Below are 21,590 nucleotides of genomic sequence, written 5' to 3'. Positions count from 1 at the left end.
TTTATTAGCTTTTTCTTTCGGCCCGCAATTGATAAAGAGTCTTTTGTACCATCTGCTGATTTTTTTCGGTAATTTCTTGTTTTCTTGGAATTTGATTATAGATCCCGTTATTGTCTTCCCACAAGCGGGGAAGCGGAAGAGGGGAATGGTGTTTCCAAGTATTGTACCATTCCTCTGGGATTTTTCCCCCAGGATGAATCCCTTTCATTTCAAGCCAAATTAGGCTCCAGGCTCTAGGAACAACTCTCCACCCATCATAACCTCCTCCTCCAACAGCAATCCATCTGCCATCACAGTACTTGTGGGCGATTTCATGAGCGAGCTTTGGTATTTCTTTATAAATTGTCATCGTGTTAGATAGATGGGTAAGAGGATCAAAGCAATGGGCATCTGCGCCGTTTTGAGTGATTATGACATCAGGCTGATAGAAAGCCGCAATTTCTTCTACAGCAGTCCGGTACACATGAAGGAAAGAATCATTCTCTGTAAACGGCTCTATCGGAAAATTAAAACAATACCCATAGCCTTTTCCGCTCCCCCTTTCGTGTATTTGGCCAGTACCAGGGAAAAGATACTTGCCAGTTTCATGAATAGAGAGAGTGCAAACGCCCGGGTCATCGTAAAATGCAAATTGAACACCGTCCCCATGGTGGGCATCTGTATCAATATATAAGACCTTTGCCTGGTATTTTTTTTGAATATATTTTACTGCCGCAGAAATATCATTGTAAACGCAAAAACCGGATGCTTTTCCTCTTAAGCCATGGTGCAAGCCTCCGCCAAGGTTCACAGCATGTCTAGCTTTCCCTGACATGACATACTCAGCGGCCATAAGCGTTCCCCCGACTAGAAGAGACGCAGCTTCATGCATTCCCGCAAAAACAGGTGTGTCCTCTGTACCTAATCCATAGTTTTCTCCCTCTGCAACCGGCAGCTTTCCTTCTCCCGCAAGCATAACCGCTTGTATATAATCCTCCGAATGAACCAGCCTTAAGTCAGCTTCTGTAGCTGTTCGGGGAGAAATAACCTCGTCTGCTTCAAAAGCGTTAAGGCTCTTTAACAGATCGTAGGCGACTGACACCCTTTGCTGATTAAAAGGGTGGTTTTGGTGGAAATGATACGTCTGATAAGAAGGAGAGTAGATAAAGACACAGTCTTTCATAAATTCTTCTCTTCCCTTTTGTAGAATAGACGGCTCACAAACTTATTTTTTTGACCTTTGTTCATGATCGTTGTCCCCTTTGCTCCGTATACTTCTTAATACATGAATCTATTTTTAAAGCGAAGACGGTCGAACGCTCCAATCTTTTGCTGATCCACATGGCTTCCGATTCTAGCCATCAGGCAGTTTGCCGGATGCGAGCAAATTTCCGGCTCATCAGTTGCAAAATACACGAGCCCTCCGGCATTCATCATTTTTTCCATCATTTTTCGATAATCCCATACACTCATTTTTGTCCCCTTTAAATCCCAATGCCAATAATATTCTGTCGTAATAATCACGTAATTTTCCATAAAAGAATCCATCATACTTACCTGAAGAAGGCTTTTTCCCACCGAGCTTCCGCGAAATTGAGGTGCAACCTCAATCGCGCCCAGTTCAATTAAAAAATCCAGTCGGCCCTCCGACCATCTTTCGAGTGGATCGGGGTAAAGATAAGTCACGTAGCCAACAATGGTATGTTCAAATCTTGCAATAATGACTCGTCCTTCAGTAAGCTTGGCAATGCCGATCAACGCATTATGCTGCTCTTTTGGCGGTCTGAAAGCTGTAAGATCGTTATGAAATTCATAGTCTTCCAGCTTTGCAGATGGTATATGGCCTTCTATGATCAGGGGGCCGTCTTCTGTGGTTAATTCCATCGAATGATAGGTTTTTACATGGTTCATGTACTCACCGCCTAACTTCCCTTAAGTAAATAACCTAACTCTACCATAGCAAAAAATAAAACGTTTTCATATAAATTGTGAAAAAATACTGCTATACTTATCATTAGGTGACAACTTTCAATAAAGGGGATGAATCAAATGAAGTTGGAAGCGCTGCCAATTGTACAAGGGAATTATAATTTATCAAATTACGAGGAAACGTATCGAAATTTTGATTGGAAGGAAGCGGAAACCTATTTTTCTTGGAATAATACCGGGAAAATAAATGCGGCTTTTGAAGCAATTGACCGCCATGCAGAATCACACAGAAAAAACAAAATCGCATTACACTATAAAGATGCAGCTAGGGAAGAAAAATATACGTTTAGAGAAATGAAAAATGAAACCAACCGAGCGGGAAATGTGTTAAAGCAATTTGCGGATGTAAAAAAGGGTGACCGCGTGTTTGTTTTTATGCCGCGTACGCCTGAATTGTATTTTATTCTGCTTGGAGCAATTAAGCTGGGTGCCATTGCAGGCCCGCTTTTTGAAGCCTTTATGAAAGGGGCAGTAAAGGACCGTTTGGAAAACAGCGAAGCGAAGGTCATCGTTACGACACCTGAGCTGCTGGAACGAATTCCGGTTGATGAGCTTCCTCATTTAAAGCATGTACTTGTAGTTGGAACGAATGTGAAAGAGGAAGGAAAGGTCATCGATTATTTATCAAAAGCAGAGAATGCTGGGAAAGAGCTGGAAATTGAATGGGTAGACAAAAAAGACGGTATGCTCCTGCATTATACGTCGGGATCGACTGGTACACCAAAAGGGGTATTGCACGTTCACGAAGCCATGATTCAGCAATACCAGACAGCTCATTGGGTGCTTGATTTAAAAGAGGACGATGTGTATTGGTGTACAGCAGATCCCGGATGGGTCACAGGAACTGTATACGGAATTTTCGGCCCGTGGCTAAACGGAGCGACAAATGTCATCGTCGGCGGGCGATTTAGTCCTGAAAACTGGTATCAAACGATTGAAGATCTTGAAGTTACTGTTTGGTACAGTGCACCCACCGCCTTTAGAATGCTGATGGGCGCAGGTGATGATCTTGTCAAAAAATATGATCTCCGTTCGCTGCGCCATGTATTGAGTGTTGGTGAACCATTGAATCCGGAAGTAATCAAATGGGGTTATGAAGTATTTCAAAAAAGGATTCATGACACATGGTGGATGACCGAAACAGGCAGCCATATCATTTGCAATTACCCGTCTATGGAAATAAAGCCGGGATCGATGGGCAAGCCGATCCCTGGAGTAGAAGCGGCAATCATTGATCATCAAGGGAATGAGCTGCCGCCTTACAGAATGGGAAATCTCGCCGTCAAAAAAGGGTGGCCGTCTATGATGTATGCAATTTGGAGAAACCCTGAAAAGTATGAATCGTATTTTATGCCCAGTGGCTGGTATGTGTCGGGGGATTCGGCATATATGGACGAAGAGGGGTATTTTTGGTTTCAAGGTCGGGTGGACGATGTAATCATGACTTCCGGAGAACGAGTGGGGCCATTTGAGGTCGAGAGCAAGCTGGTCGAGCACCCTTCTGTTGCGGAAGCAGGCGTTATCGGAAAACCTGATCCGGTTCGAGGGGAAATCATTAAAGCGTTTATAGCACTCAGAGACGGTTATGAGCCGTCTGATGAGCTGAAGGAACAAATCCGCCAGTTTGTGAAGCAGGGGCTGGCAGCACACGCCGCTCCAAGGGAAATAGAATTTAAAGATAAGCTGCCGAAAACAAGAAGCGGAAAAATTATGAGAAGGGTGTTAAAGGCGTGGGAATTAAATCTTCCTGCAGGCGATCTTTCATCGATGGAGGATTGACAGACAGCGTTATAAGGAACAGAAAAAACCGGCTCATCAAGTTGAGCCGGTATCTTTCGGTTTCTCTTTTTCTTTTTTCTCGTTGTCGTTTTTCTTTTCCTCTTTTTTCTGGCCAACCAGCTGTGATGGCGCTGATTCCTTTCCTGCCACATCGACTGCAACGACGACGAATTGTCCGTCACCTGCTTTTGCTGATAACGTGTCCTGCGCAGATGGTTTCGCTACTAATTGTTTTGCCCCATTTTCTGCTACACGGTATACCCGATAACCGATCACATCATTGCTTGCGCTTTTGCTCCACGTTATTTGCTGATTGTTCCAAGAAACATGAGGAATTGTTGCCGGATTTCCTCCATCATCCTTCAATTCACGATTCGCTGAAATCACGATTGAGCTGAATTTTTCGCCGCTAAAACGTTTCAGCTCTTTCAATGAATGGATTCCCATGCTGTCTAACGCGTTTTCTTTCAATAAATATCCGGTTTTTACAAATTCACGAGGAGCATTTTTTGGAACTTTATAGGCCTTGCCATCCATGTATACAAATTTGCCCTCTGTCAGGCTGTCGTCGACTTGATTAGGAGCATATTTGCTGTTGAATAAATCTGACGAGACGAGGTCGGCTTTTTGGCAGAGTGATGAAGGGAGCTTTCCGGTCAGCGTGCAGTACGATTTTCTGACCAACCCATTTGGTTGTTTAAACCGTTCGTTTGTTTGCACTAAATCCGGATTGGCTTTATAGGCTCCGTTCATTAATCGTGACCATAATAATACGTTGCGGTTGCCGTAGTTGATTCCCTTATAGCTGATATCCAGTGCTTTTGGTGTATCATAGCCGATCCATGTGCCAAATGTTACGGACGGATTGCTCGCAACAAACCAGGCATCATGATAAAAGTTAGATGTTCCTGTCTTGCCAGCAAAGTCAGAGCTGAAATTCAAATAGCTGTTCATGGAACGAGCTGTGCCATTTGAGATTACGTCTCTCATCATATCAAGCGTTAAATACGCTGTCTGCGGAGTGAATATATCGACCGGCTTGCTTTTGTGCTGATAGATAACGTCTCCGTCAGCGGATTCGATTTTTTCAATCATATACGCATCGATAAACTTGCCGCCATTGGCAAATGTCGTGTAAGCATTCACGTTTTCTTCAACGGATACACCGGTCGTCAAACCGCCCAGGGATAAAGAAGGAAACCCGGTATAATCCTCTTCTTGAAGAGAAGTGAAGCCCATCTTGTTTAAATATTGAACCGGATTGTTTGCCTGGTTTTTCATAAATGTTTTTACGGCCGGAATATTGTAAGAGTTTTGCAGAGCGTTACGAACGGTGACCAGTCCATGGTAACTTCCGTCATAATTCCCTGGTGTATAGCCCCCAGTTGTTGAATATGGAACATCAGCAACCACACTTCCCGGCTGGACAATCCCTTGCTCCATCGCCGGTGCATAATCGAGAAGCGGTTTCATTGATGAGCCATTTTGCCTGACGGAGCGGGTGGCGTGATTAATTTGCTCCCTGTTATAGTCGCGTCCTCCGACAAAGCTGAGAATCCGCCCTGTCTTGTTTTGAATGAGCACTGCACCCGTTTCGACCGGCTCCTTGACTTTTACATATTTTCCGGTGTTAAGGTCTTTTTTCATCACCGCTCTGACGGTTCCATAATACTCAAAGTCTTTCGCTATTTGATTCATATTGTCATAAATGGCTTGATCAACCGTTGTATAGATTCTATAGCCATTATTTCGTAAGGCTGTGTCGGCTTTTTTATAATATACATTATATAAATCATCACTTTTTGCTAGCTCTTCTTTTGTAATCTCATCTGCTTTAGCCATTTGGTCCATAAGAATGTTTCTCGCACGGGACTCAATCTCATTGGTGAGAAAAGGATACTTCTCGTTCATCGACTTGTCTGATTTCGTTAGCGAGGAAGCTAAATTGAATCTTAAAGCATCTTGATATTCCTTATCCGAAATAAACCCACTATCCTTCATCCTCTGAAGCACGGTTTTCATACGATTTAATCCGGGGCTTAAGTCCTCTTTTATTTCTCCTTTATTGGTAAAAGGCGTATAGCCGTATGGGCTTTGCGGCAGCCCGGCAATAAAAGCCGCTTGTGGAATTGATAATTTACTCGCATCGACGCCAAAAAGTCCCTGCGCAGCTGTTTGTACACCAGCAATGTTTCTGCCTGAGCTGTTTCTGCCAAAATCGGCCACATTTAAATAAGCTTGAAGAATTTCATCTTTTTTGAAATATTTCTCAAGCCGGAGCGCAAGCATAATCTCTTTCGCTTTCCTATCAAAAGATGTTTCATTTGTGAGGAATTGGTTTTTTATGAGCTGCTGGGTTAACGTACTCCCGCCAGTTTGAACGGACGAGCCAGTCGCTTCTTGAAGCATGGCGCGGACAATAGCCTTAGGAACAACACCGTGATGTTCATAAAACATCTTGTCCTCTGTGGAGATAACCGCATGAATAAGATGAGGTGAGATTTGGTCTAGGTCTGCTTTTTCGCGATCAACATCAGTTCGGACCTTTCCAAGATATTTTTGATCAGCAAAATAAACCTCCGAGGTCTGCTCAAAATCATGGATGCTTTTCTCCATATCTGCATAGCTTCGAATCGGTTCATCCTTCACTAAAGAAGCAAAATACCCGCCTCCTGCTCCAAGCGTAAAACAAAAGACCACCACGCCGATAATAAAAAATAATAAAGTCAGATTCCATGCAACCGAATATGTAAGCGCAAGGCGGTTTGCGATATTGTGTTTTTTCAATAGCTTTTTAATAGAATCATACATGTTTTTCATACTTTTATACCCCCCGAAATCCAGTTTAGTATATCATATTTTATCGTTTATTTTGGGCCGATTTGTCTAATTTTGAACGAATTTAGCGACTGCTTCTTTTCAATTGGTGCTTTTTTCATGGAAAAGAAAAGGCTCGCCATTTATGATGGCGAGCCTTCGGTATTTTAGTCTAACAGATTATTTTCTTCTAGGAAATCTTGTGCAACACGCTCAACGCTTTGTCCTTCTACGTCAACCTTATAGTTTAATTGGCGCAATGAGTCACTCGTCAATTTTTCTTCTAATGGCTGAAGTATTTTTTCGATCTCGGGGTATTGATCGAGTGTTTCCTGATTGATGGATAAAGCTACGTTATAGGAAGGGAAGAAAGCCCGGTCGTCTTTTAAAATCTTTAAGTTTTGTTCCTCTATCTGCCCATCGGTAGAGTACCCTTCTGTTACGTCAATTTCATCATTGGCAATCGCAGAATAATAAAGGCCTACCTCCATCTCTCTTTGTTGATTGTTTGGCAGATCAAAATTGTATGCTTTTTCTAATCCGGGTAATCCGTCCGGCCGATTTGCAAATTCTGTTTCCATGCCAAATGTCAGCTCATTTGGATGTTCTTTGACATATTTAGCTAGATCACTTAATGTTTCTAATCCTAGTTTTTCCGCAAGCTCTGGCTTCACTGCCATAACATATGTGTTATTTGCCTCGGTTAAATTTGTCCAAGAAATCTTATTCTTTTTATCCAGCTCTTGGACACGCTTCATCGCCTCATTCTTGTCAACGATAGGATCCTCTCCGAGATAGGTTACGAGTGCAGTTCCTACGTATTCCCATGTCATGTCAATCTGCTGCGTTGTCAAAGCCTGCCGCATTGCCGAGCTTCCCAAGTTCTGAATTTCTTCAACTCTGAAACCTTCTTTTTGCAGGATGAAGGTGGTCATTTTTTCAAGTATAAGCTGTTCGGTAAAGGTCTTTGCACCAACTGTGACGGTTTTTCCCCCAGGAGAACACGAGGTCAAAGCGATTAGTAAGGCAAGAGACAGTGCTATTCCTATTAATTTTTTTATCATTATAGTTGGCAAACTCCTTTCCCTATGCGTTTTGAGCCTTTTTAGCAAGACGCAGTCCTTTCGGCACCAATATGAATTCAAGCCATCTGAACAGAAAATCGATGAGGATGGCAAGCAATGTCACAGGAACTGCTCCTGAAATAAGAAAAGAGTTATCGAATAGTCGAATACCGGTGAAAATCCATACCCCGAGTCCGCCGGCGCCAACGAGGTAAGCAAGCGCGGCAGTACCAATATTGATTACAAGTGCAGTTCTTATTCCAGCTAAGATCGATATGAGAGCATTTGGCATTTCGATTCTCCAAAGAATTTGTCTTGGAGTTAATCCCATCCCATGCGCAGCATCAATCGTATCTGGATCTACAGAATCAATTCCCGCAATCGTGTTTTGGATAATCGGCAGCAAAGAGTACACGAATAATGCAATGATTGCTGCTGGTATCCCAATACCTATAAATCCCATCGCGAGGGCAAGAATAGCTAAGCTGGGGATAGTCTGGCCCAAATTGGCAATTCCAATCACGAACCACTCAGATTTGCGGAATTTCGGCCTGGTGACAAAGATTCCGAGCGGAACCGCCACCAATACGGCTGCTGCTCCTGAAACGAGCACAATTGTTAGATGCTGCCCTAACAATTTCGTAAATTGATCAGGAGATTTAGCGATTTGACTGAACATGTTATTGGAAAATGCCCAGAAGAAAAATAATACAAGCAGCGCCCAGAAAATAATTTTTACCACTAAAGCAATACGCTTGTTTATCTTATCCATTTGCTGTTCCTCCTTTACACACTTTCTTTCACTTCACGATGAAGAAACAGTTCAATCAGATCAAGCGTTAAGCTGCCTTTGTTCGCACCTTGTTCGTCTTCCACAATCAGCTGGTCAGCCTCTTGATTTAGCAGCATGGAAATGGCAACGCGAAGCGATAGGTTCTCATTGATGTTTTTTACATCGGGAGATTCGAACGGAGCCTTCAGTGTCAATGCGTCGGCTAGATCTTTTACGGAATAAAGGCTCATGCTTTTCAAAACACGGTCCTGACCGACAAAATCCGCTACAAATGAATTTTTTGGTTTATTCAGCATTTTGACTGGCTCGTCGTATTGCATCATTTTCCCGTCTTTCAGCAAGGCAATTTTGTCTGCCATTTTTACCGCTTCGTCGACGTCATGGCTGACAAAAAGGATTGTTTTCTTCAGTTCCCGCTGAATTTGTAAAAATTCGTCCTGCAGATGGTTGCGGATGATCGGATCGAGTGCGCCGAATGGTTCATCCATCAGCATGATAGGAGGGTCTGCAGCAAGTGCCCTTACAACACCGATTCGCTGCTGCTGACCGCCGGAGAGTTCATGGGGGTACCGATGACGGTATTCATCCGGACTTAAACCGGCAAGATCCATAAGCATATTAAAGCGATCACGTTTCTTTTTTCGATCCCAGCCAAGAAGCCCTGGAACGATCATCACGTTGTCTTCGATATTCATATTTGGGAAAAGTCCGTTGCTTTGAATAACATAGCCTATATTCCTGCGCATTTGAATCTTATTTGATTTCTTCACGCTTTTTCCGTTTACTAAAATATCTCCGTCTGTAATTGACTCTAATTGGTTAACCATGCGTAACAGCGTTGTTTTCCCTGAACCAGAAGGTCCGAGCATAATGACAAATTGTCCGTCTTCTATTGTGAAATTCATGTTTTCAATTACTGTTGTATCTCCGTATACTTTAGTTACATCATTAAAACTAATCATAAAGTCACCTCACACTAGTTTTTTAATCCTTTTGGTGTAAATAAGTTTTGAATCCACCGCAAAATAAGGTCTGCGATTAATGCTAAGATCGAAACTGCTACGGCGCCAGCGAGTACTAGCGTATTGTCTGAGCGCAAAATACCCTGGTAGATAATTCCTCCTAATCCTCCTGCCCCAATAAGGGTAGCGATAGCTCCAACTCCAATATTAAGTACAGTCGCCGTTCTGACACCGGCCATAATAAGCGGCATCGCGTTCGGGAGCTCCACTTTCCATAACCGCTCTGCAGTTGTTAACCCTATTCCTTTTGCTGCGTCACGCAGATTAGGATCAACATTGTTAATAGCGGTGTAGGTGTTACGGATAATTGGCAGCTGAGAATACAAAACGAGCGCAATTACCGCGGGCAAAGTACCGATTCCTTCGTTAATAATCGATAGCACTGGAATCATAATACCGAATAAAGCAATGCTCGGAATTGTCATCAAAATTGAGGCGGTTTGAAGAATTGTAGAAGCTAAGTATTTATTTACGGTACAATAAATACCTAGAGGGACGCCAATGAGAATGGCAATAACGATTGCAATACCGACTAATTGGATGTGCTCCCAGGTGTAGCCTAAGATAAATTGATAATTTTCTGCAAAATAATTAAAAAAGTCCTGAATGATTAAACACCTCCTGTATGTAATTGAACCAGCTTGATACAACATATGGGATAAATGATAGTATCAATATCTACATGATGTATCTCTTTCTATATACCCACAATGGGTAGTATTCTAACATGCAATTTTTTTAGTCACAAATTGCTATTGTGGTACGATATGGCAGGATACCTGAATATACAGAAGTAAAGTTCGCCTAACCAACAGCTATGCAAATAAATCAGACAGATATGGAATAGATAGAGGAATTGACAAAAAGGATGGATGTGTGGTAAAAAGAGTTTAGCTAAATATGGTTAAAGGTTTTGATTGAGAGAAGTAAATTCATTATCCCTGTTTAAGAGAGCTGATGGTTGGTGAAAATCAGTGCATATAAATGAATTGAATTACCCTCATGAACCGCTTTGACGAACAGGCGATGCCTTATTAGTAAAAGAACGGAAGCATTCCGTTATCGTAATTGAGTGTTAAGAATGGCTATTCATTCTTTTCAGTAGGGTGGTACCGCGATAAATGATCGTCCCTTCGTATTTTACGAAGGGGCTTTTTTGCGTGGTTAGTAAGGAAAGATCATAGGAGGAGTTTAAAGATGACAGATTTGTTGAACGATTTATCGAAACGAGGGTTAATTCAGCAGCTTACCGATGAAGAAGGATTAAATAAATTGCTCCAGGATGAAAAAGTGAGTTTGTATTCCGGTTTTGATCCTACAGGGGACAGCCTTCATATCGGCCACCTGCTGCCGATCTTGACTCTCCGCCGCTTTCAGCTTGCAGGCCATCAACCGATTGCGCTCGTAGGCGGAGCGACGGGGCTTATTGGAGATCCGAGCGGGAAAAAAGCGGAGCGAACACTAAACAGTGAGGATATTGTCCTGGAGTGGTCGGATAAAATTAAAGGCCAGCTTTCTCGGTTTTTAGATTTTGAACATGAAGAAAATCCGGCTGCTGTTGTCAATAATTTTGACTGGATCGGCAATATGAGTGTCATCAGCTTTTTAAGGGATGTTGGTAAAAACTTCGGGATAAACTACATGCTGGCGAAGGATACCGTATCTTCAAGAATTGAAACGGGAATCTCGTACACTGAATTCAGCTACATGATTTTGCAATCCCTCGATTTTTTAAATTTGTACAGAAACAACAGTTGTAAGCTGCAAATCGGCGGCAGCGATCAGTGGGGTAATATAACAGCCGGTCTTGAATTAATTAGAAAATCTGAAGAAAATGCCAAGGCGTTCGGCTTGACGATGCCACTTGTGACAAAAGCAGATGGAACGAAGTTTGGAAAAACAGAAGGTCATGCCATCTGGCTCGACAAAGAAAAAACGTCGCCATATGAATTTTACCAATTCTGGATTAACACCGATGACCGTGACGTCGTCAAATACTTGAAATACTTCAGCTTCCTTTCTCATGAAGAAATTGAAGAACTTGAAAAAAGCGTAGAAGAAGCGCCGGAAAAAAGAGAGGCGCAAAAAAAGCTGGCTGAAGAAGTAACCACTTTGGTTCATGGAGAAGAAGCTTTAAATCAAGCGATCCGTATTTCCAATGCCCTTTTTGCCGGAGATATTAAAAAACTTTCCGCAGAGGAAATAGAGCAGGGCTTCAAAGGAGTGCCGTCACTTGAACGCGATGCATCTGAAGAAGGACAGTCACTCGTAGACATATTGGTTGAATCAAAGCTTTCCCCGTCCAAGCGCCAGGCGAGAGAGGACATTTCTAACGGTGCCGTTTCTATTAATGGCGAAAAACAAACTGAAGTCGGATATGTTCTTTCTGAAGAGGATAAAATTGAAAATAAATTTACCGTCCTGCGCCGCGGGAAAAAGAAATATTTTCTGGTTATTTATAAATAAACGAAAAAACCACCACCTTTTTTAGTTTTGTAAAAGGTGGTGGTTTTTTACTTATAAAGTTGATACGAAAAGAATAGTTTATAAGGCAGTAAATGAAAATAAAAACCCTAGAATGTTGAGATGCTCAACTTCTAGGGTTTTGTTCATGTGATCAAAAGCTTAACGTGAGTAGAACTCAACGATCAAAGCTTCATTGATTTCAGGTGCAAGCTCTGAACGCTCTGGAAGGCGAGTAAGTGTGCCTTCAAGCTTTTCAGCGTCAAAAGAAACATATTCTGGTACGAAATTGCTTACTTCAAGCGCTTCTCTAACAGCAGTTAGATTTTGTGATTTTTCACGAAGGCTGATTGTTTGTCCCGGTTTTACTTGGTAAGACGGGATATCAACGCGGCTTCCGTCAACAAGCACATGGCCATGGTTTACCAATTGGCGTGCTTGGCGGCGAGTACGTGCCAAACCTAATCGATAAACGATGTTATCTAAACGTTGATCCAAAAGAATCATGAAGTTTTCCCCGTGCTTACCAGCCATTTTGCCGGCTTTATCAAATAAAGTGCGGAATTGACGTTCATTCACACCATACATATGGCGAAGCTTTTGCTTCTCTTGCAATTGCAATCCATATTCTGATAATTTTTTACGCTGTCCGGGACCGTGGGGACCTGGAGCATAAGGGCGTTTTTCTAATTCTTTTCCTGTTCCGCTAAGAGAAATTCCCAAACGGCGGGAAATTTTCCAGCTAGGACCTGTATAACGAGCCATAATGACTCCTCCTTTGGTTTTATTTTGTGGAAAATAAAAACCGTTTGTTACAATCAACCATGCACATGATGTTTTCATGTATCCTCGCTCCAGCAGCAGAGAGTTACAAGATACACCTTACGAAATCGATAAGGAACAACATGCCACATCGATGCCGAACAAAAAGGCTGCAATATTTCACACAAATTCGATTATATAATTTATAAATGCGTAAGTCAACCACTTTGATAGTTACATTTTGTGATATAGTTACTGTAGAATGAACGAGAGAATCAATCATTATTGGACGATTTCAGGTGGTATAGACAATGAACAAGCAACTAAATGAAAAAACAGCTGCTCTAAAGCAGCGCATGCTGGATTTCCTATTAAAACGGCCGGATGATCAAACTTATGAAGAAGCTTTTCATTGGCTTGCAGTAGCATTGAAAACAATATACTCGCCATTACCGATGATATTATCAGAGTCTTCTAATGATTTGCAACGAGCAGATGTGGAAAATAACCAGCTTTCAGCACAACAGCTGGCTGGACAGCTTAAAGAATCGAATGGCTGTTTTTCACTGCGTACAGATGACGGGGAAACAATTCCATCTGGTCTTCTCTCATTAATTGAGAGCTTTTTAAACAATTGCTATCACCATGAAAAAACGAACAAGGAAAATAACCGTCAAAAGCAAATGTTTGTGCTAACCGAATTGTTTCACTCTCTTATGCAGAAGGAAGATGTGCTGAAGGCGCTCGTAGAAAAACTAAAGCATATTTTTCCGGATCTTTCTTTTTTATTGTTGATTTCACACGATCAGGATCAAAACATAAAAATCCCTGCGAGAGTGCTTAGCTTTGAAGACGATGAGACAAACTCAGTTGCACTAGATGCTTACCTGTCGGGGGAAATAAAGTATGAAGATCAATCGTCCGCTTACTTGCCGATTAAAGGGCTGCAGGGGATCTACGGAGTACTTTATGTCAATACGGGGAATGGCACTGCATTCGCGGATGAAATGATATCCTCTATTTTAATAGTAACTGAAGCGGCGGGTAAAGCATTTGAAAATGCACGTTTGTATGAGCAATCTCAAACCATAATAAAAAATTTACGCCTGATTAATGAAACATCACATCAATTGAATAAGACATTACGATTATCCGAAACAATGAAAGACCTTAGCAAACGGATGATTGATTATTTTGATGCAGATGAGGTGGGTTTTTTTTATATTGATCATCTGGGCGAAACAAAAGGCTTGCCGGGAAGCTCATTTTTCTTTCAGACAAAAGCGGCTCAACCGTATGTCCAATTTGTCAGCAATAAGCTTTCAGAAGAACATAACGGAGTCTTTGTTGGAAATGGCAAGGCTGTGTTCGGTAAAAATGGCTACGGTTCTATGATGAGTGTCCCGATGATCGAGAATTCCAAATTCCGGGGCTACGCAATCGCCTTGAAGAGGCAGGTCTACGCATTTACATTTGATATGTTCAAGCTTTTTCAATCGTTAATTCATCACTCCACGTTAGCGGTAACAAATTCGATGTTGAGAGATAAGCTTGAATACCTTGTAAAAACGGACAAGTTGACGGAACTTTACTCCAGAAGCTATCTTGAGGAGAAAATCAACTACAGCATGAAATACGATAATAGCGGCACGTTTATTTTGATCGACATTGACAATTTTAAAAAGATCAATGATACTTACGGCCATCAAACGGGTGACAATATTCTGATTCAGGTTGCAGGTGTGATTCATGAAAATATTCGCGACCATGATGTAGGGGCAAGGTGGGGCGGTGAAGAGCTTGCTATCTATCTTCCGCATGCTGAATTGCCGACTGGAATAAAGGTAGCAAAGCGGTTAATTCAAGCAGTAAGAAAAAGCACAAATCCTGCGGTCACGATATCAGTAGGTGTTTCCTATTGGTCAGAGGAGTTAATGAAGCCGCTGCAAACCCTGTTCCAACAAGCTGATGAAGCTCTCTATACCGCAAAACGGAATGGAAAGAACAAGATGGTCGTTTTTGATCAATATGAAGAAAAGGCATGAACTAAAGAAATGAAACAATTTCTAGTCCATGCCTTTTCTTATTAAATGAATGCTTCCAGCTTTTGCACAAATGCTTGTAAATAGTGTTCGTCCGTTTCAGTAAAGCGGCTTTTTATCGGGCTGTCAATATCTAATACGCCGATGATTTCACCGTTTTTCAAAATGGGCAGAACGATTTCGGATTGCGACGCTGCATCGCAGGCGATATGGCCCGGAAAAGCGTGGACATCATCTATTCTTTCGATCCTATTATTTGAATAGGCACTCCCGCATACCCCTTTAGTAAAGGGAATTCTGACGCATGCCGGAAGACCTTGAAACGGTCCCAAAACAAGTTCTCCGTCTTTTGCCAAGTAAAAACCAGCCCAGTTTACATCGCCAAGAAATTGATAAAGCAATGCAGAGGCGTTTGCCAAGTTTGCGATAAGGTCTGGCTCGCCCTCAAGCAGTGCCTCGAGCTGTTTAATCACCATGTTGTATTTTTCTTCTAAATTACCTTCGTATTTTTCGACATGAAACACTTGTTTCACTCACTTTCTTCTACAAGATGACATCAAACGGCTGTATAGCGCCAATAATGTCGATATTTTTTCACAGGAACTATGAAAAAAATATTGAATGTTTTTTTAGTAAGGAGGGTGATCAAGAAATGAAATCAGATATTTTACCTACGACGAAAGATAAAATTGTTGATGCTGCCATTCTGCTGTTTAACCAGAAGGGGTTTTCGGGAACTTCCGTGCGAGAAATCGCTAAAGAAGCCAATGTCAACGTTGCCCATATTTCGTATTACTTTAAAGGAAAAGGCGGACTGTTGGAATTTCTTGTTTCCCAGTTTTACGAAGATTATATTCGAATTGTTGAAAAAGGCTACGACAAAGTACATTATATAAGCGCAAAGGAATGTTTGCTGAGTTTGATCTTTGACATTCTATCTTATCAGCATAACCACCGTCAATTAACACGCTTTGTTTATCGGGAAGTGACGATTGACAGTACCCTCAATCGTGAAATTATGACTACGTACTTAACAAAAGAGAAATACATTCTCCAAACGATTATAGAAGAAGGAAAACGAAAAAAAGAATTTATTGGACTGCCTGTCCCGCATTTTATGATTCAATTAAAGTCGCTTCTCACAATGCCTTATTTGCAGCCCCAATACATTTCAGAGGTATTGCATTTGCAGCCGCATGAAGAATACTTTTATAAGGCTTATTTTAAAGAGGTCAAAATTTGGCTGACCAGTATGCTTGAACACAAAAACGAGACAGCAGGTTTCTCTGCTATCCGATAACCGATTCCGAAAATCGATGGTAGCTATACCCGATATCGCTTGCTTGATGGGCATCCGACCCAAAAATAAGCGGGATTTTTTTTTGTAGAGCCGCCTCAATCATCCATTCTTCAAGATAAATGGTCTTAGCTAATTTTTTCCTCAGACCTGACGTGTTAAAGTCAAGCTCCATTCCGGAAGCCGAAATTTCATCCAAGCACAATAAAACCAGGTTCCGTATCCGTTCTGACATTATGTAAGGAAAACGCTCCACATATTTTTTCACGAGGGCGATATGGCCTATTCGGGTTGGCTTATATCGTCCCAGTGGTGTTATAATGGAAGAATAAACCTGTTTGTAATACGCTTCATACACATTTTCAATTGTTCCGTAGATCGATATCAATTCGCCGAAAGTCGAGTCATCGTAATCCATACAAAGAAAGTCACCATTTGCAGGCAGAAAATGCACGGAAAGGATGCTGTCATCGATCTGTGGGCCATAGGTGTCCAGAAATGATGTGATATCCTGTTCGAACCCGTTAATATAATCAACCTCGAGCCCAACCTTAATCTCGATTTGTTGTTTGTATTCTTGTTTGGCTTCGCTAACCTGTTTTAAATACAACTCCATCTGGGACAAAGGCATGGCGCTGTCTTTTTGGGGGACAGGGTCATTAAACCCTTCCGGAAGGGGAGCGTGCTCGGTAAAAGTAATCGATCCGAATCCTTGATTGATCGCTTCCTCAATGTATGCTTTTAGCGGGTCGCTCGAGCCATGAGGGCAAAAAGGAGTGTGAATATGTCCGTCTTGTTTTATCATTTTGGCACCTCGAGTCTAATTCTGTCGTATTGCTGTAAAAAATTTTGAAATTTAGGTCAAAAAATGTTGGTTACATGGTATCATATTAACAATGAAAACGATAGATAAAATATTTACATACACTCAATTTACATAGAAACTATACCCTGACATAACAAGTTTATACAACAAGGGGGCTCATTATGGAGTTAGTCATTGTCTTGTTGGTCGCGCTGCTAATTATTTTTGCGATCAGCTATTTTTTCAGAAGAAAAATTTATAATGAAATTGATCGGCTTGAGGGAGCGAAAATACAGATACTAAATCGCTCTATAACGGAAGAAATGCAAAAAATTAAGCATCTGAACATGACCGGGCAAACAGAAGAATTTTTTGAGCGCTGGAGAAAAGAATGGGATGAAATTGTAACCAGCCATATGCCAAAGGTTGAGGAGCTTTTGTATGAAGCGGAGGAGTATGCGGACAAGTACCGTTTTAAAAAATCGAATCAGGTTCTTGCCCATATCGATGATTTGCTGATTGCCGCGGAATCGAATATAGAAGATATTTTAAGAGAAATTAACGATCTTGTTTCGAGCGAACAAAAGAACCGCAGTGAAATTGAAAATGCAAAAGAAACTTACAAAAAGGCAAGAAAAAATCTTCTAGCCTACAGCCATTTATACGGTGATTTGTACTCGAAATTAGAGTCTGATCTTCAAGGGATTAATGAAGGATTCGCTCAATTCGATAATGAAACAGAGAACGGGAACTATATGGCAGCAAGAGAGATTCTCCAGGCTGAAGTAAAAGAGCTTGAACGGCTTCAGGCGAATATGGATGTTATCCCCAAATTGCTGGCGGAAGTCAAACAAACCTTGCCGAATCAGTTAAACAGCCTAATGGATGGATTTAAGGAAATGACAGATCAAGGGTACAATCTCGAACACTTACAAGTAGACAGAGAGATTGAGGCCCTTCAAAAAGAGCTGGGCCGTGCTGAGCAGGTACTGATTCATGACGTTAAGCTGGATGAAGCAGAAGAACTGCTTCAGGTGATCAATGAAGCAGTGCAAAGCCTTTATGATCACCTTGAGCTTGAGGTTGATAATGGCAGAGAGATATTAACCAAAATGCCGGAGCTGACAGACGCATTTGAACAGCTGAAAAAAGATAAAATACAAACAACCGAAGAAACTGAGCTTGTGAAGGAAAGCTACCAGCTCAGCCGAGATGAAATGCTAAAGGCAGATGCCTTTGATCAACGAATGGAGCAGCTTTCAAAACAATTTGAAGTGTTAAAAAACAAATTTGACCATAAGCACGTGGCTTTTTCCTTATTAAAAGAAGAAATCGGGGATCTAGAAAACCAAATGAATGAAGCAAAAAGGGAACACGATGAATACCGGAAAATGCTTCAGGACCTGAGGAAGGAAGAGCTGCAGGCAAGAGAATCAATCCTCCATTTAAAGCATTCCATTTCGGAAACGAGCAGAAAACTAAAAACGAGCAATGTTCCCGGAGTACCGGAATCACTTAAAACCCTTCTTGAGAAAGCAAGTATACGGGTGAAGGAGGTTCACGAAAAACTTAACGGCCTTCCATTGAATATGGCTGCTGTAAATGAGAGCTTGCTTGAAGCGGAGCAATTGGTTTTTCAAGTGAAAGAACAAACCGATGAATTAGTCGAACGGGTTTTTTTTATTGAAAGAATTATCCAATATGGCAACCGGTTTAGAAGCAGCAACGAGATCCTTTCAGAGCAATTGAATGAGGCAGAAAGAAAATTTCATTCGTTTGATTATGAATCGGCTTACGATATTGCCGTAACAGCTGTTGAAAAAGTGTCTCCAGGATCAACGAGAAGAATTGAGTATTACGAAAAAGAACAGCTGTCCCAATAAACTAATAAGGAAATTGCACCCCAGAGGCCGAACAGGCCTGTAAGGGTGTAATTTTTTTTTGCCGCTATGGAAATGATAGGGTGAAACATGCCAATCTTCATCCCTTTCTCCTTCTCTAAGAATGTTTCACTTTTATTAATGGCATGGATCACGTACACTGGGTAAGAATGAAAGGTGATAAAAATGTTATATTTAGACAATAGTGCAACGACTATCCCCTATGAAGAAGTTATTGATGTGTATGGACAAGTCAGCCGAAAATTTTTCGGAAATCCATCCTCCTTGCATGCAATGGGAACTGAGTCTGAACGATTGCTGCAAACAGCGAGGGATCAGATCATCGAAATTTTGCAAATTCAAGACTATAACGTCTTTTTTACTTCTGGTGGAACGGAAGGAAATAATCTTGCCATAAAAGGGCTTGCATTCTCACGGATGAAGAAAGGGAAACATATTATTTCCACGGCAATTGAGCATCCTTCTGTAATGGAACCACTTGAGCAGCTGCGAGATGACTTTGGGTTTGATGTGACCTTTCTGCCCGTTAATCATGAAGGCAGAATATCCGTTTCTGAGCTCGAAAACGCGATGAGAGATGACACCATTTTAGTCTCCATTATGCATGTTAATAATGAAACGGGTGCCATTCAGCCTATAGAAGCAGTTGGGAAGGTCATCAAAGGTTATCCGAATGTCTGCTTCCATGTTGATTATGTACAAGGAGTTAGCAAAGTTCCGTTATCGTTTGATAAAGCAAATATCGATTTAAGTACGGTTTCAGGTCATAAATTTCATGGCTTAAAAGGGACAGGCGCTCTGCTTGTCAAAAAAGGCGTAAAGCTTTATCCGTTACTCTCAGGAGGCGGGCAGGAAGAAGGCCTTCGTTCGGGAACTCAAAACGTGGCAGGAGCTGTTTCATTGGCGAAAGCGCTGAGACTGTCCTTTCAGAATTTTGCAGGTAATGATCAAACCATGAAGGAAGCGAAAGGCTTATTTTTAAAAGAGCTGTCTGCTATTCCTGGTGTCGAGCTAAATACCCCGCTTGAGAAAAGTGCTCCGCATATTATTAATTTTTCTGTACCCGGGGTGAAAGCAGAGGTTCTGCTTCATATGCTTGAAAGCAAAAACGTTTACGTTTCAACGACATCTGCTTGCTCATCCAGCCTGCATAAGCCGAGCCGGGTGCTTCTTGCAATGGGCAAAACCGAGAAGGAAGCTTCCGGAAGTATAAGAATAAGCATGAGTTTCGGGCAGACAAAGGAAATGGTCCCTGAAGTGATAACTACACTAAAAGAAGCCATAGGGCATTTAAGAGAATTAACGAGGTGAGAACGATGCTGGGAGATACGATTTTAATTCGATATGGCGAAATTTCAACGAAAGGAAAAAACCGAAAAAAATTTATCGAGCATCTGAAGAAAAATGTAAAACTTGCTCTCAGGAATTTCGGTAATATTTCTTATTCTTCCAATAGAGACCGGATGCTGCTTCAATTAAATAATGAAAACCCTGAAGCTATATCACGCCAATTAAAAAAGGTGTTTGGCATTCAATCATTCAGCTTAGCAATTACTTGCAAAAATGATTTGGAAGAAATAAAGAAAAAAGCTTTGCTTTCGATTCAGGAAACCTACACTGCGGGAAAAACCTTTAAAATTTCAACGAAGAGAGCCAATAAGCAATTCGAGCTTGATTCGAATGAAATGAACGCCGAAATCGGCGCTCATATTTTAAAAAATGTTGAGGGAATAACTGTGAATGTGAAAAAACCTGATATTCATCTGCGAATCGAAATCAGAGAAAAAGAGACCTACTTAACGTTTAAGGATGAAATGGGCGCAGGCGGCCTTCCGGTCGGCAGCGGAGGCAAGGCAATGCTGATGCTTTCCGGCGGATTCGATAGTCCGGTCGCAGGCTACAAAGCAATGAAGAGAGGAATTGGCATCGAGGCCGTGCATTTTTTCAGTCCTCCTTACACAAGTGAACGAGCAAAGCAAAAAGTAATGGATTTGACTCAAGAGCTATCTGCTTTTGCAGGATCGATTGCCCTGCATATTGTCCCATTCACTAAAATCCAAGAGCGGATTCAAAAACAAATTCCGGAAAACTATACGATGACTGCGACAAGAAGAATGATGCTGCAAATTACAGATATGATCCGGGAAAAGCAAGGAGGACTTGCAATAATTACCGGGGAAAGCCTGGGTCAAGTGGCAAGCCAAACCCTAGAGAGCATGTATGCAATCAATGCAGTGACGTCGACGCCTATCCTTCGTCCGTTAATTGGTACAGATAAAAATGAAATTATTGAAGAAGCTAGGCTGGTAGGCACCTATGATATCAGCATACGTCCGTACGAAGACTGTTGTACGATATTTACGCCTTCTGCACCGAAGACACGGCCAAAAAAAGAAAAGGTGGAGCATTTTGAAAGCTTTGTCGACTTTGACGAGCTTATGAGAGAGGCTGCCGCCGAAGCAGAAACAATCGTGATTCATCATGTTGAAGATGTAAATAAAGCATTTGCCGGTCTTTTTTAAAGCGGAAAATGAGAATATAGGAATTACAAACAATTACCAGCCGTTCTGTGAATGAAGCCATGTGTTATTACACATTCTATACTCACAAGGAGGTGAGACACATGGCTCAAAATAGATCCAGTAATCAATTAGTAGTTCCAGGTGCTAGTCAAGCTATCGACCAAATGAAGTATGAAATCGCTACTGAATTTGGTGTTAACCTTGGTGCTGAAACAACTTCCCGCGCTAACGGTTCAGTTGGAGGAGAAATCACGAAACGTTTGGTTTCTTTAGCTCAACAACAACTTGGTGGTTCTACACCTCAATAAAAAATTAATTAGAATGGCTGATGGGTGGGGGTTTCCCCACTCTTTTT

General features: G+C 41.6%; 18 protein-coding genes and 1 other annotated feature. Of the genes, 8 read left to right on the top strand and 10 right to left on the bottom strand.

The genetic code is table 11. The annotated features are described in order from the left end of the window. Positions 1–4 precede the first annotated feature (4 nt). The gene (locus AM592_RS10835) at positions 5–1,162 is read right to left on the bottom strand and encodes an acetoin utilization protein AcuC (protein WP_053603820.1); all 1,158 of its coding nucleotides are present in this window, start codon (positions 1,160–1,162) and stop codon (positions 5–7) included. A 95-nt stretch (positions 1,163–1,257) separates the two neighbouring features. After that, positions 1,258–1,890, bottom strand: coding sequence for a GNAT family N-acetyltransferase (locus AM592_RS10830; RefSeq protein WP_053603819.1), 633 nt, complete (start codon positions 1,888–1,890; stop codon positions 1,258–1,260). 138 nt (positions 1,891–2,028) lie between these two features. Between AM592_RS10830 and acsA the strand changes: the two genes are divergently transcribed. After that, positions 2,029–3,747 carry an acetate--CoA ligase gene (gene acsA, locus AM592_RS10825; RefSeq protein ID WP_053603818.1) on the top strand — a complete coding sequence of 573 codons (1,719 nt, stop codon included), beginning with the start codon at positions 2,029–2,031 and terminating at the stop codon, positions 3,745–3,747. Positions 3,748–3,783: 36 nt separating this feature from the next. Here the strand turns inward: acsA and AM592_RS10820 are convergent, their stop codons facing one another. From AM592_RS10820 to AM592_RS10800, 5 genes are all read right to left on the bottom strand, one after another. Continuing rightward, positions 3,784–6,567 carry a transglycosylase domain-containing protein gene (locus AM592_RS10820; RefSeq protein ID WP_053603817.1) on the bottom strand — a complete coding sequence of 928 codons (2,784 nt, stop codon included), beginning with the start codon at positions 6,565–6,567 and terminating at the stop codon, positions 3,784–3,786. A gap of 164 nt (positions 6,568–6,731) precedes the next feature. Continuing rightward, on the bottom strand, positions 6,732–7,628 hold the full coding sequence (locus tag AM592_RS10815; RefSeq protein WP_053603816.1) for a glycine betaine ABC transporter substrate-binding protein: 897 nt from the start codon (positions 7,626–7,628) through the stop codon (positions 6,732–6,734). 22 nt (positions 7,629–7,650) lie between these two features. After that, on the bottom strand, positions 7,651–8,400 hold the full coding sequence (locus AM592_RS10810; protein WP_053603815.1) for an ABC transporter permease: 750 nt from the start codon (positions 8,398–8,400) through the stop codon (positions 7,651–7,653). A 14-nt stretch (positions 8,401–8,414) separates the two neighbouring features. Next, on the bottom strand, positions 8,415–9,383 hold the full coding sequence (locus tag AM592_RS10805; RefSeq protein WP_053603814.1) for an ABC transporter ATP-binding protein: 969 nt from the start codon (positions 9,381–9,383) through the stop codon (positions 8,415–8,417). A gap of 14 nt (positions 9,384–9,397) precedes the next feature. Continuing rightward, positions 9,398–10,096, bottom strand: coding sequence for an ABC transporter permease (locus AM592_RS10800; protein ID WP_082363953.1), 699 nt, complete (start codon positions 10,094–10,096; stop codon positions 9,398–9,400). A gap of 251 nt (positions 10,097–10,347) precedes the next feature. Then, positions 10,348–10,579: a binding site (T-box leader), on the top strand. A 61-nt stretch (positions 10,580–10,640) separates the two neighbouring features. On the opposite strand from AM592_RS10800, the gene tyrS reads away from it, so the two are divergent. Beyond that, on the top strand, positions 10,641–11,909 hold the full coding sequence (gene tyrS, locus AM592_RS10795) for a tyrosine--tRNA ligase (protein ID WP_053603813.1): 1,269 nt from the start codon (positions 10,641–10,643) through the stop codon (positions 11,907–11,909). Between the two features lie 159 nt (positions 11,910–12,068). Here the strand turns inward: tyrS and rpsD are convergent, their stop codons facing one another. Beyond that, complete coding sequence (rpsD, locus tag AM592_RS10790; protein ID WP_053606074.1) at positions 12,069–12,671, bottom strand: 30S ribosomal protein S4; 603 nt, start codon at positions 12,669–12,671, stop codon at positions 12,069–12,071. 308 nt (positions 12,672–12,979) lie between these two features. Between rpsD and AM592_RS10785 the strand changes: the two genes are divergently transcribed. Then, positions 12,980–14,713, top strand: a complete 1,734-nt coding sequence (locus tag AM592_RS10785) for a sensor domain-containing diguanylate cyclase (protein ID WP_053603812.1) — start codon at positions 12,980–12,982, stop codon at positions 14,711–14,713. A gap of 41 nt (positions 14,714–14,754) precedes the next feature. Here AM592_RS10785 and AM592_RS10780 read toward each other — a convergent pair whose 3' ends face one another. Continuing rightward, positions 14,755–15,234 (bottom strand): GAF domain-containing protein, encoded by a 480-nt coding sequence (locus tag AM592_RS10780; RefSeq protein WP_053606073.1) that lies wholly within the window; start codon positions 15,232–15,234, stop codon positions 14,755–14,757. A 140-nt stretch (positions 15,235–15,374) separates the two neighbouring features. Between AM592_RS10780 and refZ the strand changes: the two genes are divergently transcribed. After that, positions 15,375–16,010, top strand: coding sequence for a forespore capture DNA-binding protein RefZ (refZ, locus tag AM592_RS10775; RefSeq protein WP_098945304.1), 636 nt, complete (start codon positions 15,375–15,377; stop codon positions 16,008–16,010). Here the strand turns inward: refZ and hisJ are convergent. After that, entirely contained in the window at positions 16,000–16,812 is an 813-nt protein-coding gene (gene hisJ / locus AM592_RS10770; protein WP_053603810.1) for a histidinol-phosphatase HisJ, read from the bottom strand. The two genes, refZ and hisJ, sit on opposite strands and share 11 nt — an antisense overlap. Positions 16,813–16,994: 182 nt before the next feature. Between hisJ and ezrA the strand changes: the two genes are divergently transcribed. The 4 genes from ezrA to AM592_RS10750 all read left to right on the top strand — a co-directional run bounded on the left by ezrA (position 16,995) and on the right by AM592_RS10750 (position 21,543). Next, positions 16,995–18,695, top strand: coding sequence for a septation ring formation regulator EzrA (gene ezrA, locus AM592_RS10765; RefSeq protein WP_053603809.1), 1,701 nt, complete (start codon positions 16,995–16,997; stop codon positions 18,693–18,695). 183 nt (positions 18,696–18,878) lie between these two features. Continuing rightward, a complete protein-coding gene (locus tag AM592_RS10760) occupies positions 18,879–20,024 on the top strand; it encodes a cysteine desulfurase family protein (RefSeq protein ID WP_053603808.1) in 1,146 nt (381 codons plus the stop codon). A gap of 5 nt (positions 20,025–20,029) precedes the next feature. Continuing rightward, positions 20,030–21,235: a tRNA uracil 4-sulfurtransferase ThiI gene (thiI, locus tag AM592_RS10755; RefSeq protein ID WP_053606072.1), complete on the top strand. Its 1,206-nt coding sequence runs from the start codon at positions 20,030–20,032 to the stop codon at positions 21,233–21,235. 101 nt (positions 21,236–21,336) lie between these two features. After that, positions 21,337–21,543: an alpha/beta-type small acid-soluble spore protein gene (locus AM592_RS10750; RefSeq protein WP_053603807.1), complete on the top strand. Its 207-nt coding sequence runs from the start codon at positions 21,337–21,339 to the stop codon at positions 21,541–21,543. Positions 21,544–21,590 lie beyond the last annotated feature (47 nt).

The sequence above is a fragment of the Bacillus gobiensis genome (genome assembly GCF_001278705.1).
In the GTDB taxonomy this organism is placed as follows: Bacteria; Bacillota; Bacilli; order Bacillales; family Bacillaceae; genus Bacillus; species Bacillus gobiensis.
The sequence above is the reverse complement of the archived record's forward strand: the minus strand, read 5'-3'. Positions and strand labels throughout refer to the sequence as shown.

Bases quoted from the DNA above. Each gene is read 5' to 3' on its own strand.
- AM592_RS10835 (WP_053603820.1), bottom strand. From the start codon at position 1,162: ATGAAAGACTGTGTCTTTATCTACTCTCCTTCTTATCAGACGTATCAT.
- AM592_RS10830 (WP_053603819.1), bottom strand. From the start codon at position 1,890: ATGAACCATGTAAAAACCTATCATTCGATGGAATTAACCACAGAAGAC.
- acsA (WP_053603818.1), top strand. From the start codon at position 2,029: ATGAAGTTGGAAGCGCTGCCAATTGTACAAGGGAATTATAATTTATCA.
- AM592_RS10820 (WP_053603817.1), bottom strand. From the start codon at position 6,567: ATGAAAAACATGTATGATTCTATTAAAAAGCTATTGAAAAAACACAAT.
- AM592_RS10815 (WP_053603816.1), bottom strand. From the start codon at position 7,628: ATGATAAAAAAATTAATAGGAATAGCACTGTCTCTTGCCTTACTAATC.
- AM592_RS10810 (WP_053603815.1), bottom strand. From the start codon at position 8,400: ATGGATAAGATAAACAAGCGTATTGCTTTAGTGGTAAAAATTATTTTC.
- AM592_RS10805 (WP_053603814.1), bottom strand. From the start codon at position 9,383: ATGATTAGTTTTAATGATGTAACTAAAGTATACGGAGATACAACAGTA.
- AM592_RS10800 (WP_082363953.1), bottom strand. From the start codon at position 10,096: ATGTTGTATCAAGCTGGTTCAATTACATACAGGAGGTGTTTAATCATT.
- tyrS (WP_053603813.1), top strand. From the start codon at position 10,641: ATGACAGATTTGTTGAACGATTTATCGAAACGAGGGTTAATTCAGCAG.
- rpsD (WP_053606074.1), bottom strand. From the start codon at position 12,671: ATGGCTCGTTATACAGGTCCTAGCTGGAAAATTTCCCGCCGTTTGGGA.
- AM592_RS10785 (WP_053603812.1), top strand. From the start codon at position 12,980: ATGAACAAGCAACTAAATGAAAAAACAGCTGCTCTAAAGCAGCGCATG.
- hisJ (WP_053603810.1), bottom strand. From the start codon at position 16,812: ATGATAAAACAAGACGGACATATTCACACTCCTTTTTGCCCTCATGGC.
- ezrA (WP_053603809.1), top strand. From the start codon at position 16,995: ATGGAGTTAGTCATTGTCTTGTTGGTCGCGCTGCTAATTATTTTTGCG.
- AM592_RS10760 (WP_053603808.1), top strand. From the start codon at position 18,879: ATGTTATATTTAGACAATAGTGCAACGACTATCCCCTATGAAGAAGTT.
- thiI (WP_053606072.1), top strand. From the start codon at position 20,030: ATGCTGGGAGATACGATTTTAATTCGATATGGCGAAATTTCAACGAAA.
- AM592_RS10750 (WP_053603807.1), top strand. From the start codon at position 21,337: ATGGCTCAAAATAGATCCAGTAATCAATTAGTAGTTCCAGGTGCTAGT.